Origin of the sequence: Streptomyces sp. NPDC046915 (assembly GCF_040644935.1) — a bacterium.
In the GTDB taxonomy this organism is placed as follows: Bacteria; Actinomycetota; Actinomycetes; order Streptomycetales; family Streptomycetaceae; genus Streptomyces.
In genome coordinates, this window is sequence record NZ_JBEYXB010000026.1 from 1 (window position 1) to 17,596 (window position 17,596).

Annotated in this window: 16 protein-coding genes and 1 tRNA gene; 9 read left to right on the plus strand and 8 right to left on the minus strand. The window is 70.8% G+C overall.

What is annotated here, in order from left to right; translation table 11 throughout:
- Positions 1-698, minus strand: a 698-nt coding sequence (locus ABZ915_RS41450; RefSeq protein WP_361814250.1) for an ABC transporter permease, incomplete at its 3' end; no start/stop codon positions are given.
- The gene (locus ABZ915_RS41455; RefSeq protein WP_361814252.1) at positions 698-1,717 is read right to left on the minus strand and encodes a sugar ABC transporter substrate-binding protein; all 1,020 of its coding nucleotides are present in this window, start codon (positions 1,715-1,717) and stop codon (positions 698-700) included. The genes ABZ915_RS41455 and ABZ915_RS41450, both read right to left, overlap by 1 nt.
- A gap of 173 nt (positions 1,718-1,890) precedes the next feature.
- Between ABZ915_RS41455 and iolD the strand changes: the two genes are divergently transcribed.
- From iolD to ABZ915_RS41490, 7 genes are all read left to right on the plus strand, one after another.
- Positions 1,891-3,780 (plus strand): 3D-(3,5/4)-trihydroxycyclohexane-1,2-dione acylhydrolase (decyclizing), encoded by a 1,890-nt coding sequence (iolD, locus tag ABZ915_RS41460; RefSeq protein ID WP_361814254.1) that lies wholly within the window; start codon positions 1,891-1,893, stop codon positions 3,778-3,780.
- Positions 3,781-3,808: 28 nt separating this feature from the next.
- Positions 3,809-4,594, plus strand: a complete 786-nt coding sequence (locus tag ABZ915_RS41465; protein WP_361814256.1) for a GntR family transcriptional regulator — start codon at positions 3,809-3,811, stop codon at positions 4,592-4,594.
- 210 nt (positions 4,595-4,804) lie between these two features.
- On the plus strand, positions 4,805-6,118 hold the full coding sequence (locus ABZ915_RS41470) for an ABC transporter substrate-binding protein (RefSeq protein ID WP_361814258.1): 1,314 nt from the start codon (positions 4,805-4,807) through the stop codon (positions 6,116-6,118).
- A complete protein-coding gene (locus ABZ915_RS41475; protein WP_361814260.1) occupies positions 6,115-7,095 on the plus strand; it encodes a sugar ABC transporter permease in 981 nt (326 codons plus the stop codon). Before ABZ915_RS41470 ends, ABZ915_RS41475 begins: the two co-directional genes overlap by 4 nt.
- On the plus strand, positions 7,092-7,985 hold the full coding sequence (locus ABZ915_RS41480; RefSeq protein ID WP_361814262.1) for a carbohydrate ABC transporter permease: 894 nt from the start codon (positions 7,092-7,094) through the stop codon (positions 7,983-7,985). Before ABZ915_RS41475 ends, ABZ915_RS41480 begins: the two co-directional genes overlap by 4 nt.
- 28 nt (positions 7,986-8,013) lie before the next feature.
- The gene (locus tag ABZ915_RS41485) at positions 8,014-9,327 is read left to right on the plus strand and encodes a glycoside hydrolase family 36 protein (RefSeq protein WP_361814456.1); all 1,314 of its coding nucleotides are present in this window, start codon (positions 8,014-8,016) and stop codon (positions 9,325-9,327) included.
- Positions 9,324-11,342, plus strand: a complete 2,019-nt coding sequence (locus ABZ915_RS41490; RefSeq protein WP_361814264.1) for a beta-galactosidase — start codon at positions 9,324-9,326, stop codon at positions 11,340-11,342. Before ABZ915_RS41485 ends, ABZ915_RS41490 begins: the two co-directional genes overlap by 4 nt.
- On the opposite strand, the gene ABZ915_RS41495 is transcribed toward ABZ915_RS41490, so the two are convergent.
- From ABZ915_RS41495 to ABZ915_RS41520, 6 genes are all read right to left on the minus strand, one after another.
- Complete coding sequence (locus ABZ915_RS41495; protein WP_361814266.1) at positions 11,339-12,190, minus strand: DUF427 domain-containing protein; 852 nt, start codon at positions 12,188-12,190, stop codon at positions 11,339-11,341. The genes ABZ915_RS41490 and ABZ915_RS41495 overlap by 4 nt on opposite strands.
- 56 nt (positions 12,191-12,246) lie before the next feature.
- Positions 12,247-13,233, minus strand: a complete 987-nt coding sequence (locus ABZ915_RS41500) for an aldo/keto reductase (protein WP_361814268.1) — start codon at positions 13,231-13,233, stop codon at positions 12,247-12,249.
- Positions 13,234-13,391: 158 nt separating this feature from the next.
- Complete coding sequence (locus ABZ915_RS41505; protein ID WP_361814270.1) at positions 13,392-14,069, minus strand: NAD(P)H-binding protein; 678 nt, start codon at positions 14,067-14,069, stop codon at positions 13,392-13,394.
- A 38-nt stretch (positions 14,070-14,107) separates the two neighbouring features.
- Positions 14,108-14,950: an alpha/beta hydrolase gene (locus ABZ915_RS41510; RefSeq protein ID WP_361814272.1), complete on the minus strand. Its 843-nt coding sequence runs from the start codon at positions 14,948-14,950 to the stop codon at positions 14,108-14,110.
- 20 nt (positions 14,951-14,970) lie between these two features.
- The gene (sigJ, locus tag ABZ915_RS41515; protein ID WP_361814274.1) at positions 14,971-15,900 is read right to left on the minus strand and encodes an RNA polymerase sigma factor SigJ; all 930 of its coding nucleotides are present in this window, start codon (positions 15,898-15,900) and stop codon (positions 14,971-14,973) included.
- A gap of 151 nt (positions 15,901-16,051) precedes the next feature.
- Positions 16,052-16,125, minus strand: a tRNA-Pro gene (locus ABZ915_RS41520).
- Between the two features lie 117 nt (positions 16,126-16,242).
- Between ABZ915_RS41520 and ABZ915_RS41525 the strand changes: the two genes are divergently transcribed.
- Positions 16,243-16,737, plus strand: coding sequence for a DUF309 domain-containing protein (locus tag ABZ915_RS41525; RefSeq protein WP_361814276.1), 495 nt, complete (start codon positions 16,243-16,245; stop codon positions 16,735-16,737).
- A 62-nt stretch (positions 16,738-16,799) separates the two neighbouring features.
- Positions 16,800-17,573 carry a precorrin-6A synthase (deacetylating) gene (gene cobF, locus ABZ915_RS41530; protein WP_361814278.1) on the plus strand — a complete coding sequence of 258 codons (774 nt, stop codon included), beginning with the start codon at positions 16,800-16,802 and terminating at the stop codon, positions 17,571-17,573.
- Positions 17,574-17,596: the final 23 nt, after the last annotated feature.

Here is a 17,596-nt window from a genome sequence, read left to right on the forward strand (position 1 = left end):
ACCGCGAAGATCCAGTTGCCGTACTTGGTGCGCAGCAGCACCCAGGTGGCCAGCGCCGCGAAGACCAGCCACCACACCACGGTGATCTTCACCTGCACCCCGCCGACGTCGAACGAGGAGGCGAAGATCTTCTTCGCCTGGTCGAAGCCGTCCATGTCGCTGATGTCGTCGGTGGCCACGTTGCTGGTGATCAGCTTGGTGACCGCGAGGTTGACGCCCTGGAGGATCAGGAAGGTGCCCAGGGTGACCAGGAAGCTGGGCAGCCCGGTGCGGACCACCATCCAGCCGTTGAAGGCGCCGATGCCGAGCGAGACGAACAGCGCGACGATCACGCCCACCCAGACGTTCATGGTCAGCTGGTAGCTGAGCATGCTCGCGGTCAGCGCCGAGGTGATCACGGCGACACCGGCCGACAGGTCGAACTCGCCGCCGATCATCAGCAGGGCCACCGGCAGCGCCATGATCCCGATGGTCGACGACTGGTAGAGGACCGTGGCCATGGAGCTGCCCTGGCGGACCGTGGGCGCCGCGATCAGGAAGAAGACCAGGACGGCCGCGGCGCCGAGGAAGACGCCGACCTCCGGGCGGGCCAGCAGCCGGATCACCAGGGGCCGTTCGGCGGTGCGCCCGTCGGTCTTCCCGGGGCCCGCGCCCGGCGGCGCGCCCACCGCCGGTTCAGCGTGCTGGGTCATGCTCATCACCGGGTGCCCTTCGCGGCGAACTGGGCGATGGTGTCGACGTTGGACTTGTCGACGAAGGCCGGGCCGGTCAGCACCGGCTGCTCGCCGCCGCCGCTGTAGTTGCCGTTGTTCTTGTAGAGCCAGAGGGAGTCGATCGCCAGGTAGCCCTGGAGGTAGGGCTGCTGGTCCACGGCGAACTGGATGGTGCCCTTCTTGATGGCGTTGGTCAGGTCCTTGTTCAGGTCGAAGGTGGCGACCTTGGCCTTGCTGCCCGCCTCGTCCGCCGACTGCACGGCGGTCAGCGCGTAGGGGGCGCCGAGGGCGACCACGTAGTCGAGTGCGGAGTCCTGCTTGAGCTTCGCGGTGATCGTCGACTTCACGGACGGCATGTCGGTGCCGTTCACGTTCAGCGTCTCAGTCGTGCCGGAGAACGTCTTCTTCACGCCGTCGCAGCGCTGGGTGAGGCCGACGTTGCCCTGTTCCTGGATGACACAGACGACCTTCTTGGCGCCCTCCTGGTTCAGCCGCTTGCCGAGCGCCTCGCCGGCCACCGACTCGTCCTGCCCGAAGAACTCCAGCAGGCCCAGCTTCTTCCAGTCGCTCACGCCCGAGTTGAGGCCGACCACGGGTATCTTCGCGGCGGTCGCCTTGCCGACGACGTCCTTCATGGCGTCGGGCTTGGCGAGGGTGAGGGCGATGCCGTCGACCTTCTGGTCGACGGCGTTCTGCACCAGGTTGGCCTGGTTGCCCGCGTTGGGGTCGTTGGAGTAGATCAGCTTGATGTTGTCCTTGGCGGCGGCGGCCTCGGCACCCTTGCGGACGATGTCCCAGAAGGTGTCGCCGGGCGCCTGGTGGGTGACGAGGGCGACCGTCATGCGGGGGGTGTCGGCCTTGCCCGCGGAGGCGTTCGACCCTCCGTCCTCGGCCTTCTTCCCTCCCGAACTGCTGGAGCAGCCGGCGAGGGTCAGTGCTGCCGCGGCGGCCACGGCCACGACGGGGGCCAGTCTGTGGGAGCGGGAGAGAGAAGAGCGGTCCATTTGTCCTGCACCTCACTGTGCGACGGGGGAAAGGACGCTGTTGCGCTGGGACGCGATCCAAGTCCCTGTGAAGCCCGCTGTCAATGCTTTGTTAAGACATCATTTCACGAGCTAGTCCGAATGTAAGTACAAACAATTGACAGTGCAGCGGTCCGCGCTTACACCTGAGAGGCATGAGCCACTCGAGTCAGTCAACCCGCCGCCTGACCGTCGCGCAGGCGCTGGTGCGGTTCCTCTCCGTCCAGTACACCGAACGCGACGGCGTCCGGCACCGGCTGATCGCCGGCACCTGGGGGATCTTCGGCCACGGCAACGTCGCCGGGATCGGGCAGGCCCTCCTGGAATACCCCGATCTGATGCCCTACCACCAGGGCCGCAACGAGCAGGCCATGGTGCACGCGGCCGTCGGACACGCCCGGCACCTCGACCGGCTGTCCGCGCAGGCGGTGACGACGTCCATCGGTCCGGGCGCGACCAACCTGGTCACGGGCGCCGCCCTGGCCACGGTCAACCGCCTGCCCGTGCTCCTCCTCCCGGGCGACACCTTCGCCACCCGCCCCGCCGATCCCCTGCTCCAGCAGCTGGAGCACCCGGCCGAGGCCGATGTGTCCGTGAACGACACCCTGCGCCCCGTCTGCCGCTACTTCGACCGCGTCACCCGCCCGGAAGCCCTGATCCCCTCCGCGCTGAACGCCATGCGCGTGCTGGCGGACCCGGCGGAAACCGGTGCCGTCACGCTCGCGCTGCCGCAGGACGTACAGGCGGAGGCCTTCGACTGGCCGGAGGAGTTCTTCGCCGAGCGCGTCTGGCACGTACGCCGTCCCGCTCCGGACCCGGCCGAACTCGCCGCCGCCGTACGGGCCGTCCGCGCCGCCGGGCGGCCGCTGATCGTCGCGGGCGGCGGAGTCCACCACAGCAGGGCCGAGGAGGCGCTCAGGGCGCTGGTGGAGGCCACCGGCATCCCGGTCGCCTCCACGCAGGCGGGCAAGGGCTCCCTCAGGTACGACCATCCCGCCGACGTGGGCGGCATCGGCCACACCGGCACGGCGGTCGCCGACGACCTCGCCCGCACCGCCGACCTGGTCGTCGGGATCGGCACCCGGTACACCGACTTCACCACCGCCTCCGGCACCCTGTTCCAGCACCCGGGCGTCCGCTTCCTGGGCGTCAACATCACCGGCTTCGACGCCCACAAGCTGTCCGCCCGGACCGTGGTGGCCGACGCCCGGACCGCCCTGGAGGCGCTCGCCGGGGAGCTGACCGGGTACCGCGTGGACCCGGCGTACGAGGCGGAGTACCGCGCGGGCAAGGAGCGCTGGGAGCGGGTCGTGGCGGCCGCCTACCGGGCCGACGACGGGAACGCCGTGCCGACCCAGACCCAGGTGCTGGGCGCCCTGGACGCGGTGGTGGGCGACGAGGACGTGGTGATCAACGCGGCGGGCTCGCTCCCCGGCGACCTGCACAAGCTGTGGCGGGCCCGCAGCCCGCGCCAGTACCACCTGGAGTACGGCTACTCGTGCATGGGCTACGAGATCCCGGCGGGCATCGGCGTCCAGCAGGCGGCCCCGGACACCGTGGTCTGGTCGCTGGTCGGGGACGGCACGTATCTGATGATGCCGACCGAGATCGTCACCGCCGTCCAGGAGGGGCTGCCGGTGAAGCTGGTCCTGATCCAGAACCACGGGTACGCCTCCATCGGCGGCCTGTCCGAATCGGTGGGCGGCGAACGGTTCGGCACCGCCTACCGGTACCGCGCGGCCGACGGCACCTTCACGGGCGCCCCGCTGCCCGTGGACCTGGCCGCCAACGCGGCGAGCCTCGGCATGGACGTGCTGCGCGCCAAGACGGTCCGGGAGCTGCGCGACGCGCTCGCCACGGCCCGCGCCGCCGAACGGCCGACCTGTGTGTACGTCGAGACGGCTTTGGACGGTCCCACCCCCGCCGCTCCCCCGGCCGAGGCCTGGTGGGACGTCCCCGTCGCCGAGACGGCCTCGCGCGAGGCCGCCGTACGGGCCCGCGAGGACTACGAGCGGCAGGTCGCGGCCCGCCGCCGGCACCTCTGAAATCCCCCACACCCCTAGGAGTGTCCCGATGCCGAGGACCGGTGCCCGCACCCGCCCCGTCACTGTTTCCGCGCTCGACTCCCTCGACTTCGCCCTGGACCGGACCAGTCCGGTCCCGCTGTACTACCAGCTCGCCCAGCAGCTGGAGACGGCGATCGAGCACGGGAGCCTGGCTCCCGGCAATCTGCTGGGCAACGAGATCGACCTGTCCGTACGCCTGGGCCTGTCCCGGCCGACGGTGCGGCAGGCCATCCAGTCCCTGGTGGACAAGGGACTGCTGGTGCGCCGCCGGGGCGTCGGCACGCAGGTCGTGCACAGCCAGGTCAAGCGGCCCCTGGAACTCAGCAGCCTCTACGACGACCTCGAGTCGGCCGGACAGGGCCCGACGACGCGGGTGCTGCGCCACGAGCGCGTCCCGGCGGCCACCGACGTGGCCGCCGCGCTCGGCCTGCCCGAGGGCGGCGAGGTGGCCGTCCTGGAGCGGCTGCGCTTCACCCACGGCCAGCCCGTCGCGTTCCTGTGCAACTACCTGCCCGCCGCCCTGCTCGAACTCGACGACACGCGGCTGGAGTCGACCGGTCTGTACCGGATGATGCGCTCGGCCGGGATCACCCTGCACAGCGCCCGGCAGACCGTCGGCGCCCGCTCGGCCACCGCCGAGGAGGCCGCCCGGCTCGACGAGAAGGAGGGCGCCGCCCTGCTCACGATGCAGCGCACGGCGTACGACGACGCGGGCCGCCCGGTCGAGTACGGGACCCACATCTACCGGGCGTCCCGGTACGCCTTCGACTTCCAGCTGCTGGTCAGACCGTGACTGTCACTTTGTGAACGAATTCGCTGGTGGCCGTGTCGATTACGTTTCGGGCAAGAGACGCAAGAGACGGACGGAAGGTATTGACGCATGAGCGGACATGCGGCTGTTATTACGCCCACGATGTTCGGTCGAGTTGGTTTCTGATCGGTTTCGAGGACCTTTCGGAAGCCGGCTCTCCCCTTGTCCGAACCCTGCCTTTCAGGAGCCGCCATGCGCCTCTCGCCCTCCGGCCTGTCCGTCCCGGGGCCCAGCCGCCGTTCACTGCTCCGCGGAGCGGGCGGAGCCGCCCTCCTCGCCGGCGCCGGCATACCCCTGCTGTCCGCCTGCGGCGGCAGCGGCTCGTCCTCCGACCCGAAGACCGTCTCCCTCGGCTCCAACTCCTCCGACGCGGTGCCGAAGAAGGCGTTCGCCGAGATCTACGCGGCCTTCACGAAGAAGTCCGGCATCAAGGTCGACGTGAACACGAAGGACCACAACACCTTCCAGGAGCAGATCAACTCCTACCTCCAGGGCACGCCGGACGACGTGTTCACCTGGTTCGCCGGCTACCGCATGCAGTTCTTCGCGGCCAAGAAGCTCGCCTCGCCGATCGACGACGTGTGGGCGAAGATCGGGGACAACTTCCCCGACGCGATGAAGCAGCTCAGCAAGGGCGAGGACGGCAAGTACTACTTCGTGCCGCTGTACACCTACCCGTGGGCGCTCTTCTACCGCAAGAGCGTCTTCAAGCAGCACGGCTACGAAGTCCCCACCACCTGGGACAAGTTCGTCGCGCTCTGCAAGCAGATGAAGAAGGACGGCCTGGTCCCGATCGCCTTCGGCGACAAGGACGCCTGGCCGGCGATGGGCACCTTCGACCAGATCAACTTCCGCCTCAACGGCTACGACTTCCACAAGTCCCTGATGGCGGGCAAGGAGTCGTGGACCGACGCCAAGGTCAAGGCCGTCTTCGACCACTGGGCCGAGATCCTCCCCTACCACCAGGACGGCTTCATGGGCCGCACCTGGCAGGACGCCGCCCAGACCCTGGTGTCGAAGAAGGCCGGCATGTACCTCCTGGGCTCGTTCGTCGGGCAGCAGTTCACCGACAAGGCCGACCTCGAGGACCTCGACTTCTTCGCCTTCCCGGAGATCAACTCCGCGTACGGCCAGGACACCGTCGAGGCGCCCACCGACGGCTTCATGGTCAGCAAGTCCCCGAAGAACCACGCCGGCGTCGTGAAGCTGATGGAGTTCCTGGGCACGCCGGAGGCCGAGCAGGTCTACCTCAAGGCCGACAACAGCGTGGTGGCCGCCTCCAGCAAGGCCGACACCTCCTCGTACACCGCGATCCAGAAGAAGGCGTACGAGATGATCAGCAACGCCAAGAGCCTCACCCAGTTCATGGACCGTGACTCCCGGCCGGACTTCACCTCCACGGTGATGCAGCCCGGGCTCCAGAAGTTCCTCCAGAACCCCAAGGGCGTCGACAGCCTGCTGTCCTCGATCGACCGCCAGAAGAAGCAGATCTTCGCCTCCGCATGACCACCGACATCACCCCGAAGAGCCCGGAGGCGGCGCCCGTGCCGCCTCCGGGCCCCGCGCCTGAGAAGAAGCGGGTCCCGCAGGGCCACAAGCGCCTGCTGACCCGCCGTGACCGCATCACGCTCGGCTTCATGGCCGGCGTGCCCACGGTCCTGCACGTGGCCCTCGTCTGGTTCACGGCCCTCGCCTCGATCGCCCTCGCCTTCACCAGCTGGGACGGCATCGGCTTCGACTCCATCAAGTGGGTGGGGCTGGACAACTTCAAGCAGCTGTTCAGCGACAACCCGCAGTTCTGGCCGGCGGTCGAGCACAACATCATCTGGTTCGTCGTGCTCATCCTGATCCCGACGCCGATGGGCCTGTTCCTGGCCGTCCAGCTGGACAAGAGGATCCGTTTCAGCCGTGTCTACCAGACCGCGTTCTTCCTGCCGGTCGTGGTCTCGCTGGCGGTCACCGGCTTCGTCTGGCAGCTCGTCTACAACCCGGACACGGGCCTGATCAACAGCATCATCGGCGCCAACAAGCCCGGCCACTACATCGACTGGATCGGCGACCCGCACCTGAACCTGTGGGCTGTGCTGGTCGCCGCCTCCTGGCGGCACACCGGCTACATGATGATCCTCTACCTGGCCGGCCTGAAGGGCGTCGACCCGTCCCTGCGGGAGGCCTCCGCGCTGGACGGCGCCAACGAGTGGCAGACGTTCAAGAACGTCATCTTCCCCACCCTGCGGCCCACCAACACCGTCGTCCTGGTCGTCACCATCATCGAGGCCCTGCGCGCCTTCGACCTGGTGTTCGTCTTCAACAAGGGCGCCCAGGGCACCGAGCTGCTGTCGATCCTGATCACCAACAACATCATCGGCGAGTCCAGCCGGATCGGTTACGGCTCCGCGATCGCCGTCGTCCTGCTGGTCATCTCGCTCGCGGTCATCATCCCGTACCTGATCGCGACCTTCCGGAAGGAGCGGCGCGCATGAGCACCGTGAACGCCGCGGCGCCGCTGAAGCAGCGCGCGCCCGTCCGCCCCGCCCGGGTCCTGCTGCACGTGTTCCTGGTCGTCACCTCGCTGGCCTGGCTCGCCCCGCTGCTGTGGGCGGTCTTCGCGGCCCTGCGCCCGTACTCGGAGACCAGCACCAAGGGCTACGTCTCCTGGCCGGACAAGCTGACGTTCGACAACTTCAAGAACGCGTTCGAGCAGTCCGACATGATGCACTACTTCAGCAACACGCTGATCATCGCGGTCCCGGCCGTGCTGCTGACGCTGCTGCTGTCGTCGATGGTCGCGTTCTACGTCAGCCGCTTCGACTTCCGGCTCAACATCTTCCTGCTGCTGGTGTTCACGGCCGGCAACCTGCTGCCGCAGCAGGTCATCATCACCCCGCTGTACCGCATGTACCTGCTCATCGACCTGCCCGGCATCACGATGAGCGGCAAGCTGTACGACTCCGCGCTCGGCCTGGTCCTCATCCACGTGGCGTTCCAGTCCGGCTTCTGCGCGTTCGTGCTGAGCAACTACATGCGCATGCTGCCGCACGAGCTCACCGAGGCCGCCCTCGTCGACGGCGCGTCGGTGTGGCGCATGTACTGGCAGATCGTGCTGCCGCTGTGCAAGCCCGCGATGGCCGCCCTGGCGACGCTGTTGTCCATCTGGATCTACAACGACTTCTTCTGGGCCATCGTGCTGATCTCGACCGGCGAGAACATGCCGATCACCTCGGCGCTGAACAACCTCTCCGGGCAGTACTTCACCGACCCCAACCTGGTCGCCGCCGGCGCCCTGCTCACCGCGATCCCGACACTGATCGTGTACTTCGTGCTGCAACGGCAGTTCGTGAGCGGTCTGACGCTGGGCGCGAACAAGGGCTGAGGCCCCTTCCTCCGTGAAAGAGATCCCCGTGCACGACCCCTTCACCCCGGTCGCCTCGGTCCTCGTGGACCCGCGCCGCGCGCGCGTCCACGAGGAGGGCTGGCAGTCCTGGAGCCCCAGCGGCGCCTACGCCCTCGACGCCACGCCGTACCGCCCGACGAACGGCAACTGGGCGACCGTCTGCTACCGGCCGGGCGTCACCGTCCCCGCCGGTGCCTTCCAGGGCGAGGGCCTGCTCGCCCTGGACCCCGGCGACGGCTCCCCGGCACGGCTGTGGGCGGCGGCCGACCCGACCCGGGAAGTGCCGTCCGTCCGCCTCACCGTCACCGGCGACCACGCCGAGGTGGCGGCCGACGGCCCGGTGAAGGAGTGGACCGGCACGGACATCCCGTCGGTGCTGGGCGACTGGGCCGCCGGCCTCGGGCTGCCCGCCCCGCGCCCGGCGCCGACGGTGTGGTGCTCCTGGTACGAGTACTTCACCGAGGTCACCGAGGACGACATCCACGAGAACCTGCGGGCGATGGACACCCTCGACCTGCCGATCGACGTCGTCCAGATCGACGACGGCTACCAGCGCGCGCTGGGCGACTGGCTCACCCTCTCCGGGCGCTTCCGCTCCCGGGAGGGCATCGCGGACGCCATCCGGGCGCGCGGGCGCCGGGCGGGCATCTGGACGGCCCCGTTCCTGGTGGACCCGGCGAGCGACCTGGCCGCGGAGCACCCCGGCTGGCTGGTCCGCGACGCCGCGGGCGGCTTCGCGCACGCCGGCCGCAACTGGGGCCACGACCTGTGCGTCCTGGACACCACCCACCCGGACGCGGCCGCCTACCTGGCCGGCGTCTTCCGGACGCTGCGCGCCGAGGGCTACGACTACTTCAAGACCGACTTCCTGTACGCGGGCGCGCTGGAGGGCGTACGGCACTCCGATGTGGACGCGGTGTCCGCCTACCGGGCCGGCATCGCCGTCATCCGTGAGGCCATCGGCGCCGACGCCTACCTGCTGGGCTGTGGCGCCCCGATCCTGCCCTCCCTCGGCCTGTTCGACGCGATGCGGGTCAGCCCCGACACGGCCCCGCACCGCCGCCCCGAGGCCGGTGACTTCAGCCAGCCGGGGCAGGACCCGGCCGAGTTCACCGGCGCCGCCCGCCAGTGGCAGCACGGCCGGCTCTGGATCAACGACCCCGACTGCCTGATGGCCCGCCCGGCCGTTCAGACCCGCGAGCGCTGGGCCGCCCACGTCGAGGCGACCGGCGGCCTGACGGCCTCCAGCGACCGCCTGCTCTCCCTCGACCGGTGGGGCGTGGACACCACGCGCCGCCTCCTTACCGGAGCCGCCCGATGAACCGCACCCTGTCCGTCCCCGGCATCGTCTACGGCGGCGACTACAACCCCGAGCAGTGGCCCGAGGAGGTGTGGGCCGAGGACGTGCGCCTGATGCGCGAGGCCGGGGTGACCATGGTCAGCGTCGGCATCTTCTCCTGGGCGCTGATGGAGCCCGCCGAGGGCGTGTACGACTTCTCGCGCATGGACCGGATCCTCGGCCTGCTGCACGAGAACGGCATCGCCGCCGACCTCGCCACGCCGACCGCGGCCCCGCCCGCCTGGTTCTTCCGCGCCCACCCCGAGGCCCTGCCGGTGGACCGGGACGGCCGCACGCTGTCGTACGGCAGCCGCCAGACGTTCTGCCCGTCCAGCCCCGCCTACCGCAGGGCGGCCCTGAGCATCGCGGACCGGCTGGCGCGGCGGTACGCCGACCACCCGGCGGTCGCGATGTGGCACGTGCACAACGAGTACGGCTGCCACAACGCGGCCTGCTACTGCGACACCAGCGCCCAGGCGTTCCGCGGCTGGCTGCGGGCCCGGTACGGGGACCTGGACGCCCTCAACGACGCCTGGGGCACCACCTTCTGGAGCCAGTGGTACTACCACTGGGACGAGGTCCTCCCGCCCCGCGCCACCGGCGCCGTGCCCAACCCGACGCACCAGCTGGACTGGCGCCGGTTCTGCTCCGACGAGCTGCTGTCGCTGTACACGGCGGAGCGCGACGTGCTGAGCGTCGCGGCCCCGGACACGCCCGCCACCACCAACTTCATGGTGAACTTCAGCTTCGAGGCGCTGGACTACTGGCGTTGGGCCCCGGAGCTGGACATCGTCTCCAACGACCACTACCTCCGGTCCACGGACACCGAGTCGCACATCGACATCGCGCTCAGCGGCGACCTGACGCGCTCGCTCGCGGGCGGCCCCTGGCTGCTGATGGAGCACTCCACGGGCGCCGTGAACTGGCAGCCGGTCAACCGGGCCAAGGTTCCGGGAGAGCTGCGCCGCAACGCCCTCGCCCACGTGGCGCACGGCGCGGACGGCATCGCCTACTTCCAGTGGCGGGCGGCCAGGGCGGGCGCCGAGCAGTGGCATTCGGCGATGCTGCCGCACGCCGGGACGGACAGCCAGATCTGGCGGGACGTGGTCGGTCTCGGCGCCGACCTGAAGGCGCTGGCGGAGGTGCGCGGCAGCACCGGCACGGCCGAGGTCGCGATCGTCTGGGACTGGAACGCCCGCTGGGCCCTCGAGCTGCCCTCCCAGCCGAGCGGCGAGCTGCGCTGTCTGGACCTGGTGCGCACCTGGTACGAGCCGCTGTGGCGGGCCGGGGTGGCCGTGGACTTCGTCCGCCCGGACGGGGACCTCTCCGCGTACCGCCTGGTCCTGGCGCCCAGCCTCTATCTGGTCGACGACGCGGGCGCCGCGAACCTCACCTCGTACGCCGAGCGCGGCGGCACCCTCGCCGTGGGCTTCCACAGCGGCATGGTGGACGACAACTGCCATGTGCGGCTGGGCGGTTACCCGGGGGCCTTCCGCGAGGCGCTGGGCGTGCGCTCCGACGAGCCGTTCCCGCTGCTGCCCGGCGAGCGGGTCGGCCTGGGCGGGGACGTGCCGGCCGAGGCCACGGGCACGCTGTGGTCGGAGCGGCTGCGCCTGGCGGGCGCCGAGGCGGTCGCCTCGTACACGGACGGACCGCTCGCGGGCGTACCGGCCGTCACCCGGCACACGCACGGCTCGGGCACGACCTGGTACGTGGCCACGCTCCCGGACCCGGACACCTTCGGCGCGCTCCTCGACCGGGTGCGCGCCGAGGCGGGCGTGGAGCCGGTCCGCACGGTGCCCGCGGGCGTCGAGGTGGTCCGGCGGCGCGGCACGGACGCGGACTACGTGTTCCTGATCGACCACTCCGGCGAGGGCGCTCAGGTCGAGGTCCCGCCGGGCGCCACGGAACTCCTCACCGGCAAGGAGACCGCCGGCTCGGTCACGCTGGCCCCCGGTGACGTGGCGGTCGTACGGGAGCCGCGCGCGGACGCCTAGAGGGGCCCTGGCGAACTGCCTGCCCGGGGCCGGCTCGCCTCGGTCCCGCTGAAGAGGGCCCAGGTGAACAGGGTGACGGGGCGTTTGCGGTGTTCGCCGTCCACCGTGATGTCGACGGCCTCGTTGTAGAAGGCGAGGAGCCCCCTGACCGTGCCCACCGCGGGCAGGGGGTCCGGGTAGCTCCACAGGACGTTCGACGGCACGTCCGCGCCGCCCCGCCAGGACCAGTACTCGGCGATGCCCTTGTACGGGCACCTGCTGCTGTGGTCGGTGGGTTCGAACAGGTCGAGGCGGACGTCCTCACGGGGGATGTAGAACCGCGTGGGCAGGCCCGTCTCGAACAGCAGCACGGGGCGCCGGGTGTCCGCCGCCACCGTGCCGTCGATCTCGACGACGACATGGCGGCGGCTGGGCAGGGCGTCGACGCGTTTGTGCGGGTCACGGGGGTGGACGAAGATCTCTTCCTCCTCCTCGTACCAGTGGTCGAGGCCGGGGTCCCGGTGCTGGAACCAGGCGAAGGTGATGTACCCGGCGAGATCGCGGCCGGGGTAGGTCCAGGCCGCGTTCCGCAGCGGCTCGCCGCCGGTGTCGAGGTCGTAGAAGATCCGCGACCCGGCGTGCGCGCCGGTCGGGGGGTGCGCCGCCGGGCGGAGGAGGTCCTCGCGGACCTCCTCGCGCGGGAAGGCGTACTGGGGTACGGGCAGTCCCGGCTCCCACACCAGCAGGGGATGCCGGCTGTCCACGACGGTGACCTCGCCCTTCACCCCGCGCACCCAGCGTTCGCTGGGCTCCCACAGGAAGCCCTCCGGGGTGGTGCGGACGGAATGGGCGGTGGGAAGTGTGCTCATGACCCGCTCCTTGGGTTCATGAAGGAGCGTACGTCGGCGGCGGACGGGCGGCGCGCTCAGCGCGCGGCGTCCAGGCGGGCCCGCTGCTCCCCGGTGAGCTCCAGGTCCACGGCGGCCAGGTTCTCCTCCAGCTGGGCCACCGACGAGGTCCCGGTCAGCGGGACGACGGGCAGTGGGCCGCCGATCTGCCAGGCCAGCACCACCTGGTTGGGGGTGGCCCCGGTCTCCCGGGCCACGTCCTTGAGGACCCCGAGCCGTGCGGGGGTGCCGGGGTGGTCGTATTCCGTCGGCAGCGGCTTGTCCGGGCGGGTGTAGGCGCCCTTCAGGAGCGGCGAGTAGGCGACCAGGGTCAGGTCCGGCTCGGCGCGCAGGTGGTCGAGGAGCTGCGCGTCGGCGCCGCCGAGGCTGCCGTCCGGGAAGAGGCCGCCGGGCACGTCGGTGCGGGGCCTGAGGTAGGTGTGCTCGTACTGGAGCACCTCGTAGCCGGGCAGGCCCGCCGCCGCTGCCAGGGCGCGGGCCCGTTCCACCCGCCAGACGGCGTGGTTGCTCACGCCGAGCAGCCCGACGGTGCCCTCCGCGACCAGTGCCGCGAAACCCTCGACGGTCTCGCGCAGCGGGACGGTGCGGTCCTCTATGTGGGCGTACAGCAGATCGAGCCGGTCCGTCCCGAGGCGTTCCCGGCTGCGTTCGGCCGACTCCCGGATCACCTTCGCCGACAGCCCCTCGGCGTTGTCGGCGTAACCCGTCCCGGGGGCGAGCGGCCGGGCGCCGAGCTTGGTGGCGATCACGATCTCGTCGCCGATCCCCCGGCTGCGGCGCCACCGGCCGAGCAGTTCCTCGCTCTGGCCGCCCTGGCCGCCGTCCTCCCAGAAGGCGTAGTTGTCGGAGGTGTCGATGAAGTTGCCGCCGGCCTCGACGTACCGGTCGAGGACGGCGAAGGAGGTCTTCTCGTCCGTACGCGACCCGAACAGCATGGCGCCGAGGGCGAGGACGCTCACCTTCAGACGGGTCGCCGGGTCGGTCCCCATGGTGCGGTACTTCACGCTGTCGCTCCCTCCGTCCGCGGGCCCGGTGGTGGGCCCGCGAAGGGGAGTCTTCGTCCTGGAGCGCACACGAAGTCAAGGGCCGGCGCCCGCACGGGCGCCGGTATCAGGCCGGGGGCAGGACGTAGCACCCTTTGGCCTGTGCCTTCTGGCTCTCGTCAGTTGGCGATGCCGATGGTCCGTCCGATCGTCTCGGGTTGGTCGAGCACCCGCAGCATGTGATGGGCGACGTCGGCGCGTGAGGCCTTGGAGCCGCCCCGGATGTTCTGCCCGTACGCCGTCCGGTACACGCCGGTGAGGGGCTTGTCGGTCAGTTGCGGCGGTCGTGAGACGGTCCAGTCCAGATCGCTGTCGCGGAGGATGTCCTCCATCAGTGCGAGGTCGGCGTAGTGCGCGCTGAACATGGCTCGCGCGAACCGGCTGCCCAGGTGGCGCATGAGGAACCCGTCGCCGGCGTCGTGTTTCGGCGGGTTCGGCCGACCGGGCGACGGCACGGTGCCGATCGGTGCGGCGCTGACCACCACGAGGCGCTTCACACCGGTGGCCCGCATCGCGGCCACGATGGCCTTCGTGCCCCGCGAGGTGACTCCCGCCTCGGACCTCGGCCTGCGCGGTCCGAGCCCGGAGAGGACGGCGTTCCTGCCCACGACGGCGGACGCGAGCACGTCCGCGTCCGGCGCGGCCAGGTCGGCCGTGACGACACGCGCCCGCCCTTCCCAGCCGGTCAGGCCGTGTGGGTCGCGTACGACCGCGGTGACGTCGTGATGCGCGGCAACGGCCTGTTCGAGGAGGTGACGGCCGATGCCACCGGTCGCCGCGAAGATCGTGAGCTTCATCGGTTGTCTCTTCTCTCTCGTCGGTCGGCGCGGGCCGGTCAGCGGCGGTCCGGTGTGAACTCCCGGATCACCCGGGCGAGTTGGGCCGGCTGGTCCAGCGGGATGAGGGTGTAGCTGTCGTCCATCTCGACCAGCCGTCCGTGCGGGAGGAGTTCGGCCAGGCGTCGGCCGTGTGCGGGCGGCATGACGCGGTCGCGGCTCGCCCACACCACGAGGGCGGGCCGTTCGAAGCCGGTCAGGCGTTCGGCCGCGGCCACCAGGAGGCCGGTGTCCGCTGCGGCGGCCCGCAGTGTCCGCACGGCGTCCTTGCGGATCTCGGGCCGCTGCATGACCGGCCGCATCCACCGGGCGGTGGCGGCGTCCCCGCGCAGGGTCAGCCACCCGAACGCGATCGGGAGCCGACGGATCATCCGCAGCCGCATCTGTTGCATGAACAGCCCGAACAGCCGGGGCGGGAGCTTGCCGGTGAGCACCAGCGTCCTGCCCGTCAGCCCTGGCGGGAAGTTGTCGAACGCATCGCAGGAGGCGAGCACGACCCGTCCCACGCGCGCGGCGCCCTCGCACATGAGCAGCTGGACGATCGCCCCGCCGGTGTCATTGCCGACGAGGGTGACGTCCCGCAGATCCAGGCGGTCGAGCAGCTCGGCGACCAGCCGGGCCATCCCGGGCAGCGACAGGTCGGCATCCGCACGCATCGCGTGACGATGCGCGCCGAGGGGCAGCGTCGGAGCCACGCACCTGTGATCGGCGGACAGATCACCGATCGGCCCGGCCCACAGCGAGGCGTCCATCATGAATCCGTGCAGCAGCACGACCGTAGGACCGTCGCCGCCGGTGTCCTCGTACTCGATGGTCCCGGCGGACAGTTCGATCTTCTTCATTCCCGTCCTCCTCACCGGGCTCAGGTGAGACCTTCGAGCTTCTCGGGATTGGTGACGAAGTAGATGCCGCGGACCTGTCCGCCGTCCGGGACCAGGTCGAGGACCAGCACGGCGAAGGGCGAGTCGCCGCTGAACAGCAGCGCCGAGGGATCGCCGTTGACCCGCCGGTAGCGGATGTCCAGGCCGCCGCGTGCGCGGGTGGCGCCGTCGGCCAGCAGCCGGGCGACCTTGTCGCGGCCGTGGACCGGGCGCGGACCCGCGGCGGTGGCCTTGCCCCCGCCATCGGCCCACAAGGTCACATCCGGCGCCAGAAGGGTCAGCAGCGTCCGCAGGTCGCCGCCGGACACCGCGGCCGTGAACCGTTCGGTCACCTGCTGACGCACGTGCGGGTCGGTCCGATAGCGGGGGCGCCGGGCGTGGACGTGCTCGCGTGCGCGGTGGGCGAGCTGGCGTACGGCCGCGGGGCTGCGGCCGAGGATGCCGGCGATCTCGGTATGGGCATAGCCGAACACCTCGTGCAGGACGAACACCGCGCGCTCCAGCGGGGTGAGGGTCTCCAGGACGACCAGCAGTGCCATGGACACCGACTGGATGCGCTCGGCCGTGTCGGCGGCGTCCGCGGCCTCGCCGTGCGCACGGCCGTCGGCGAGGGAGGAGACGAGCGGTTCGGGCAGCCACGGACCCACATAGGTCTCGCGACGGCGGCTGATGGCGGCCTGGCGGGCGAGGGCCTTGTTCACCGCGATCCGCACCAGATAGGCGCGTGGGCTCTCGATCCGCGCCACGCCCGGTGCCCCGTCTCGGGACGCCCACGCCAGCCAGGTCTCCTGGAGCACGTCCTCGGTGTCGGCGACACTGCTGAGCATGTTGTAGACGACGGAGAACAACAACTCCCGGTGCTCGACGAACACCCTGGTAGCCGTGTCCACCGCGCTCTCGTCGGACTTCATCGGACCTCCCGCCCTGTCTGACCACTGAGAGCCGCGGAAGCGCCCGAAGTGTGACATCCACAGGAAGCATGTGACCCACGCCTCAGCGAGGAACGCACAAAAGGCCGTATCGGTTTCTGCCGATACGGCCTCTGACCTGCTATTCCGCAAGTCGGGACGACAGGATTTGAACCTGCGACCCCTTGACCCCCAGTCAAGTGCGCTACCAAGCTGCGCCACGTCCCGGTGCGCTCGCCCACGGTGTGCCGTGTGATCGCGCGGACAGCACTTTACCGTACGCGAGGGGGTCGGCCGAAGGGGGCGGCCGGGCCGGGGGACGCGGGCCGGGGGAGAATCGGGCGTATGGGCAGCGGACGGGACCGGGACAGTGAGGGGCGGGCGCGGAACGCGCGGCCGCGGGACGGGCTGGGGCGGCCCCTGCCGTACGGGGCACGGGGCGTGGCACGGCAGCCGGAAGGTGTCGTGCGGACCCCGGAGGAGACCGTCGGCGAGGCGCAGGCGCTGCTGGCGGAGGGGAAGCCCTTCCACGCGCACGAGGTCTTCGAGGACGCCTGGAAATCGGGCCCGGACTCCGAGCGCGCGCTGTGGCGGGGGCTGGCGCAGCTCTCCGTGGGGCTGACGCACGCCGCGCGGGGGAACACCACCGGCGGGGCGCGGCTGCTGCGGCGCGGGGCGGGTGCCGTCGAGGGATGGGCGGAGGGCTGCGGGGAACGGCAGCCGTACGGGATCGATCTCGCCGGGATCGTCGGCTGGGCGCGGGAGCTGGCCGGGGCCGTGGAACGGGGCGGCGAGCCGGTCGACGCGAAGATCCGGGCGCCCCGCCTCCGGGTGCCGTAGCGGGCGGGTTCGGGTGCGGTGGCGGTGCACGCACTGTCAGTGGCATGCGGCAGACTCGGGGCGTGCGAAAGATTCATGTCATCGGTATCGGCGCGGGCGACCCCGACCAGCTGACCCTTCAGGCGGTCAAGGCGCTGCGCGCCACGGACGTGTTCTTCCTTCTCGAGAAGGGTGAGGTGAAGTCGGACCTCACCCGGCTCCGCCGGGACATGCTCGACGCGCACCTGCCGGAGGGGACGTACCGGCTGGTCGAGGCCTGGGACCCGGAGCGGGACCGGAGCGCGGGCGGCGCCGCCTACTCCCCCGCCGTCGGGGACTGGCGCAGCGCCCGCGCCGGCATCTACGAGCGGCTGATCGTCGAGGAGATGGGCGAGGACGAGAGCGGCGCCTTCCTGGTGTGGGGGGATCCGGCGCTGTACGACAGCACGCTCGGGATCCTCGAGGAGGTGCTGGAGCGGGGCACCGTGGCCTTCGAGTACGACGTCGTGCCCGGCATCAGCAGCGTCTCCGCGCTCGCCGCCCGGCACCGCACGGGGCTGAACCGGGTCGCCCGGCCGGTGCAGATCACCACCGGACGGCGGCTGGCCGAGGGCTTCCCGGAGGACGTGGACGACCTCGTCGTGATGCTGGACGCCCATCAGACCTTCCGGCAGTACGCGGGCGACGACATCGACATCTACTGGGGCGCCTACATAGGCACCCCCGACGAGATCCTCGTCTCCGGACCGATCACCGAGGCCGCCCCCCGTATCGAGCGGCTGCGCGCCGAGGCCCGGGAGCGCAAGGGCTGGATCATGGACACGTACCTGCTGCGCCGGCACCCGAAGGACGCCTGAGGCCGGCCACTCGAAAACCGGGT

Excerpts from the sequence above, each read along its gene's own strand:
- ABZ915_RS41455 (WP_361814252.1), bottom strand. The coding sequence starts at position 1,717 with ATGGACCGCTCTTCTCTCTCCCGCTCCCACAGACTGGCCCCCGTCGTG.
- iolD (WP_361814254.1), top strand. The coding sequence starts at position 1,891 with ATGAGCCACTCGAGTCAGTCAACCCGCCGCCTGACCGTCGCGCAGGCG.
- ABZ915_RS41465 (WP_361814256.1), top strand. The coding sequence starts at position 3,809 with ATGCCGAGGACCGGTGCCCGCACCCGCCCCGTCACTGTTTCCGCGCTC.
- ABZ915_RS41470 (WP_361814258.1), top strand. The coding sequence starts at position 4,805 with ATGCGCCTCTCGCCCTCCGGCCTGTCCGTCCCGGGGCCCAGCCGCCGT.
- ABZ915_RS41475 (WP_361814260.1), top strand. The coding sequence starts at position 6,115 with ATGACCACCGACATCACCCCGAAGAGCCCGGAGGCGGCGCCCGTGCCG.
- ABZ915_RS41480 (WP_361814262.1), top strand. The coding sequence starts at position 7,092 with ATGAGCACCGTGAACGCCGCGGCGCCGCTGAAGCAGCGCGCGCCCGTC.
- ABZ915_RS41490 (WP_361814264.1), top strand. The coding sequence starts at position 9,324 with ATGAACCGCACCCTGTCCGTCCCCGGCATCGTCTACGGCGGCGACTAC.
- ABZ915_RS41495 (WP_361814266.1), bottom strand. The coding sequence starts at position 12,190 with ATGAGCACACTTCCCACCGCCCATTCCGTCCGCACCACCCCGGAGGGC.
- ABZ915_RS41505 (WP_361814270.1), bottom strand. The coding sequence starts at position 14,069 with ATGAAGCTCACGATCTTCGCGGCGACCGGTGGCATCGGCCGTCACCTC.
- ABZ915_RS41510 (WP_361814272.1), bottom strand. The coding sequence starts at position 14,950 with ATGAAGAAGATCGAACTGTCCGCCGGGACCATCGAGTACGAGGACACC.
- sigJ (WP_361814274.1), bottom strand. The coding sequence starts at position 15,900 with ATGAAGTCCGACGAGAGCGCGGTGGACACGGCTACCAGGGTGTTCGTC.
- ABZ915_RS41525 (WP_361814276.1), top strand. The coding sequence starts at position 16,243 with ATGGGCAGCGGACGGGACCGGGACAGTGAGGGGCGGGCGCGGAACGCG.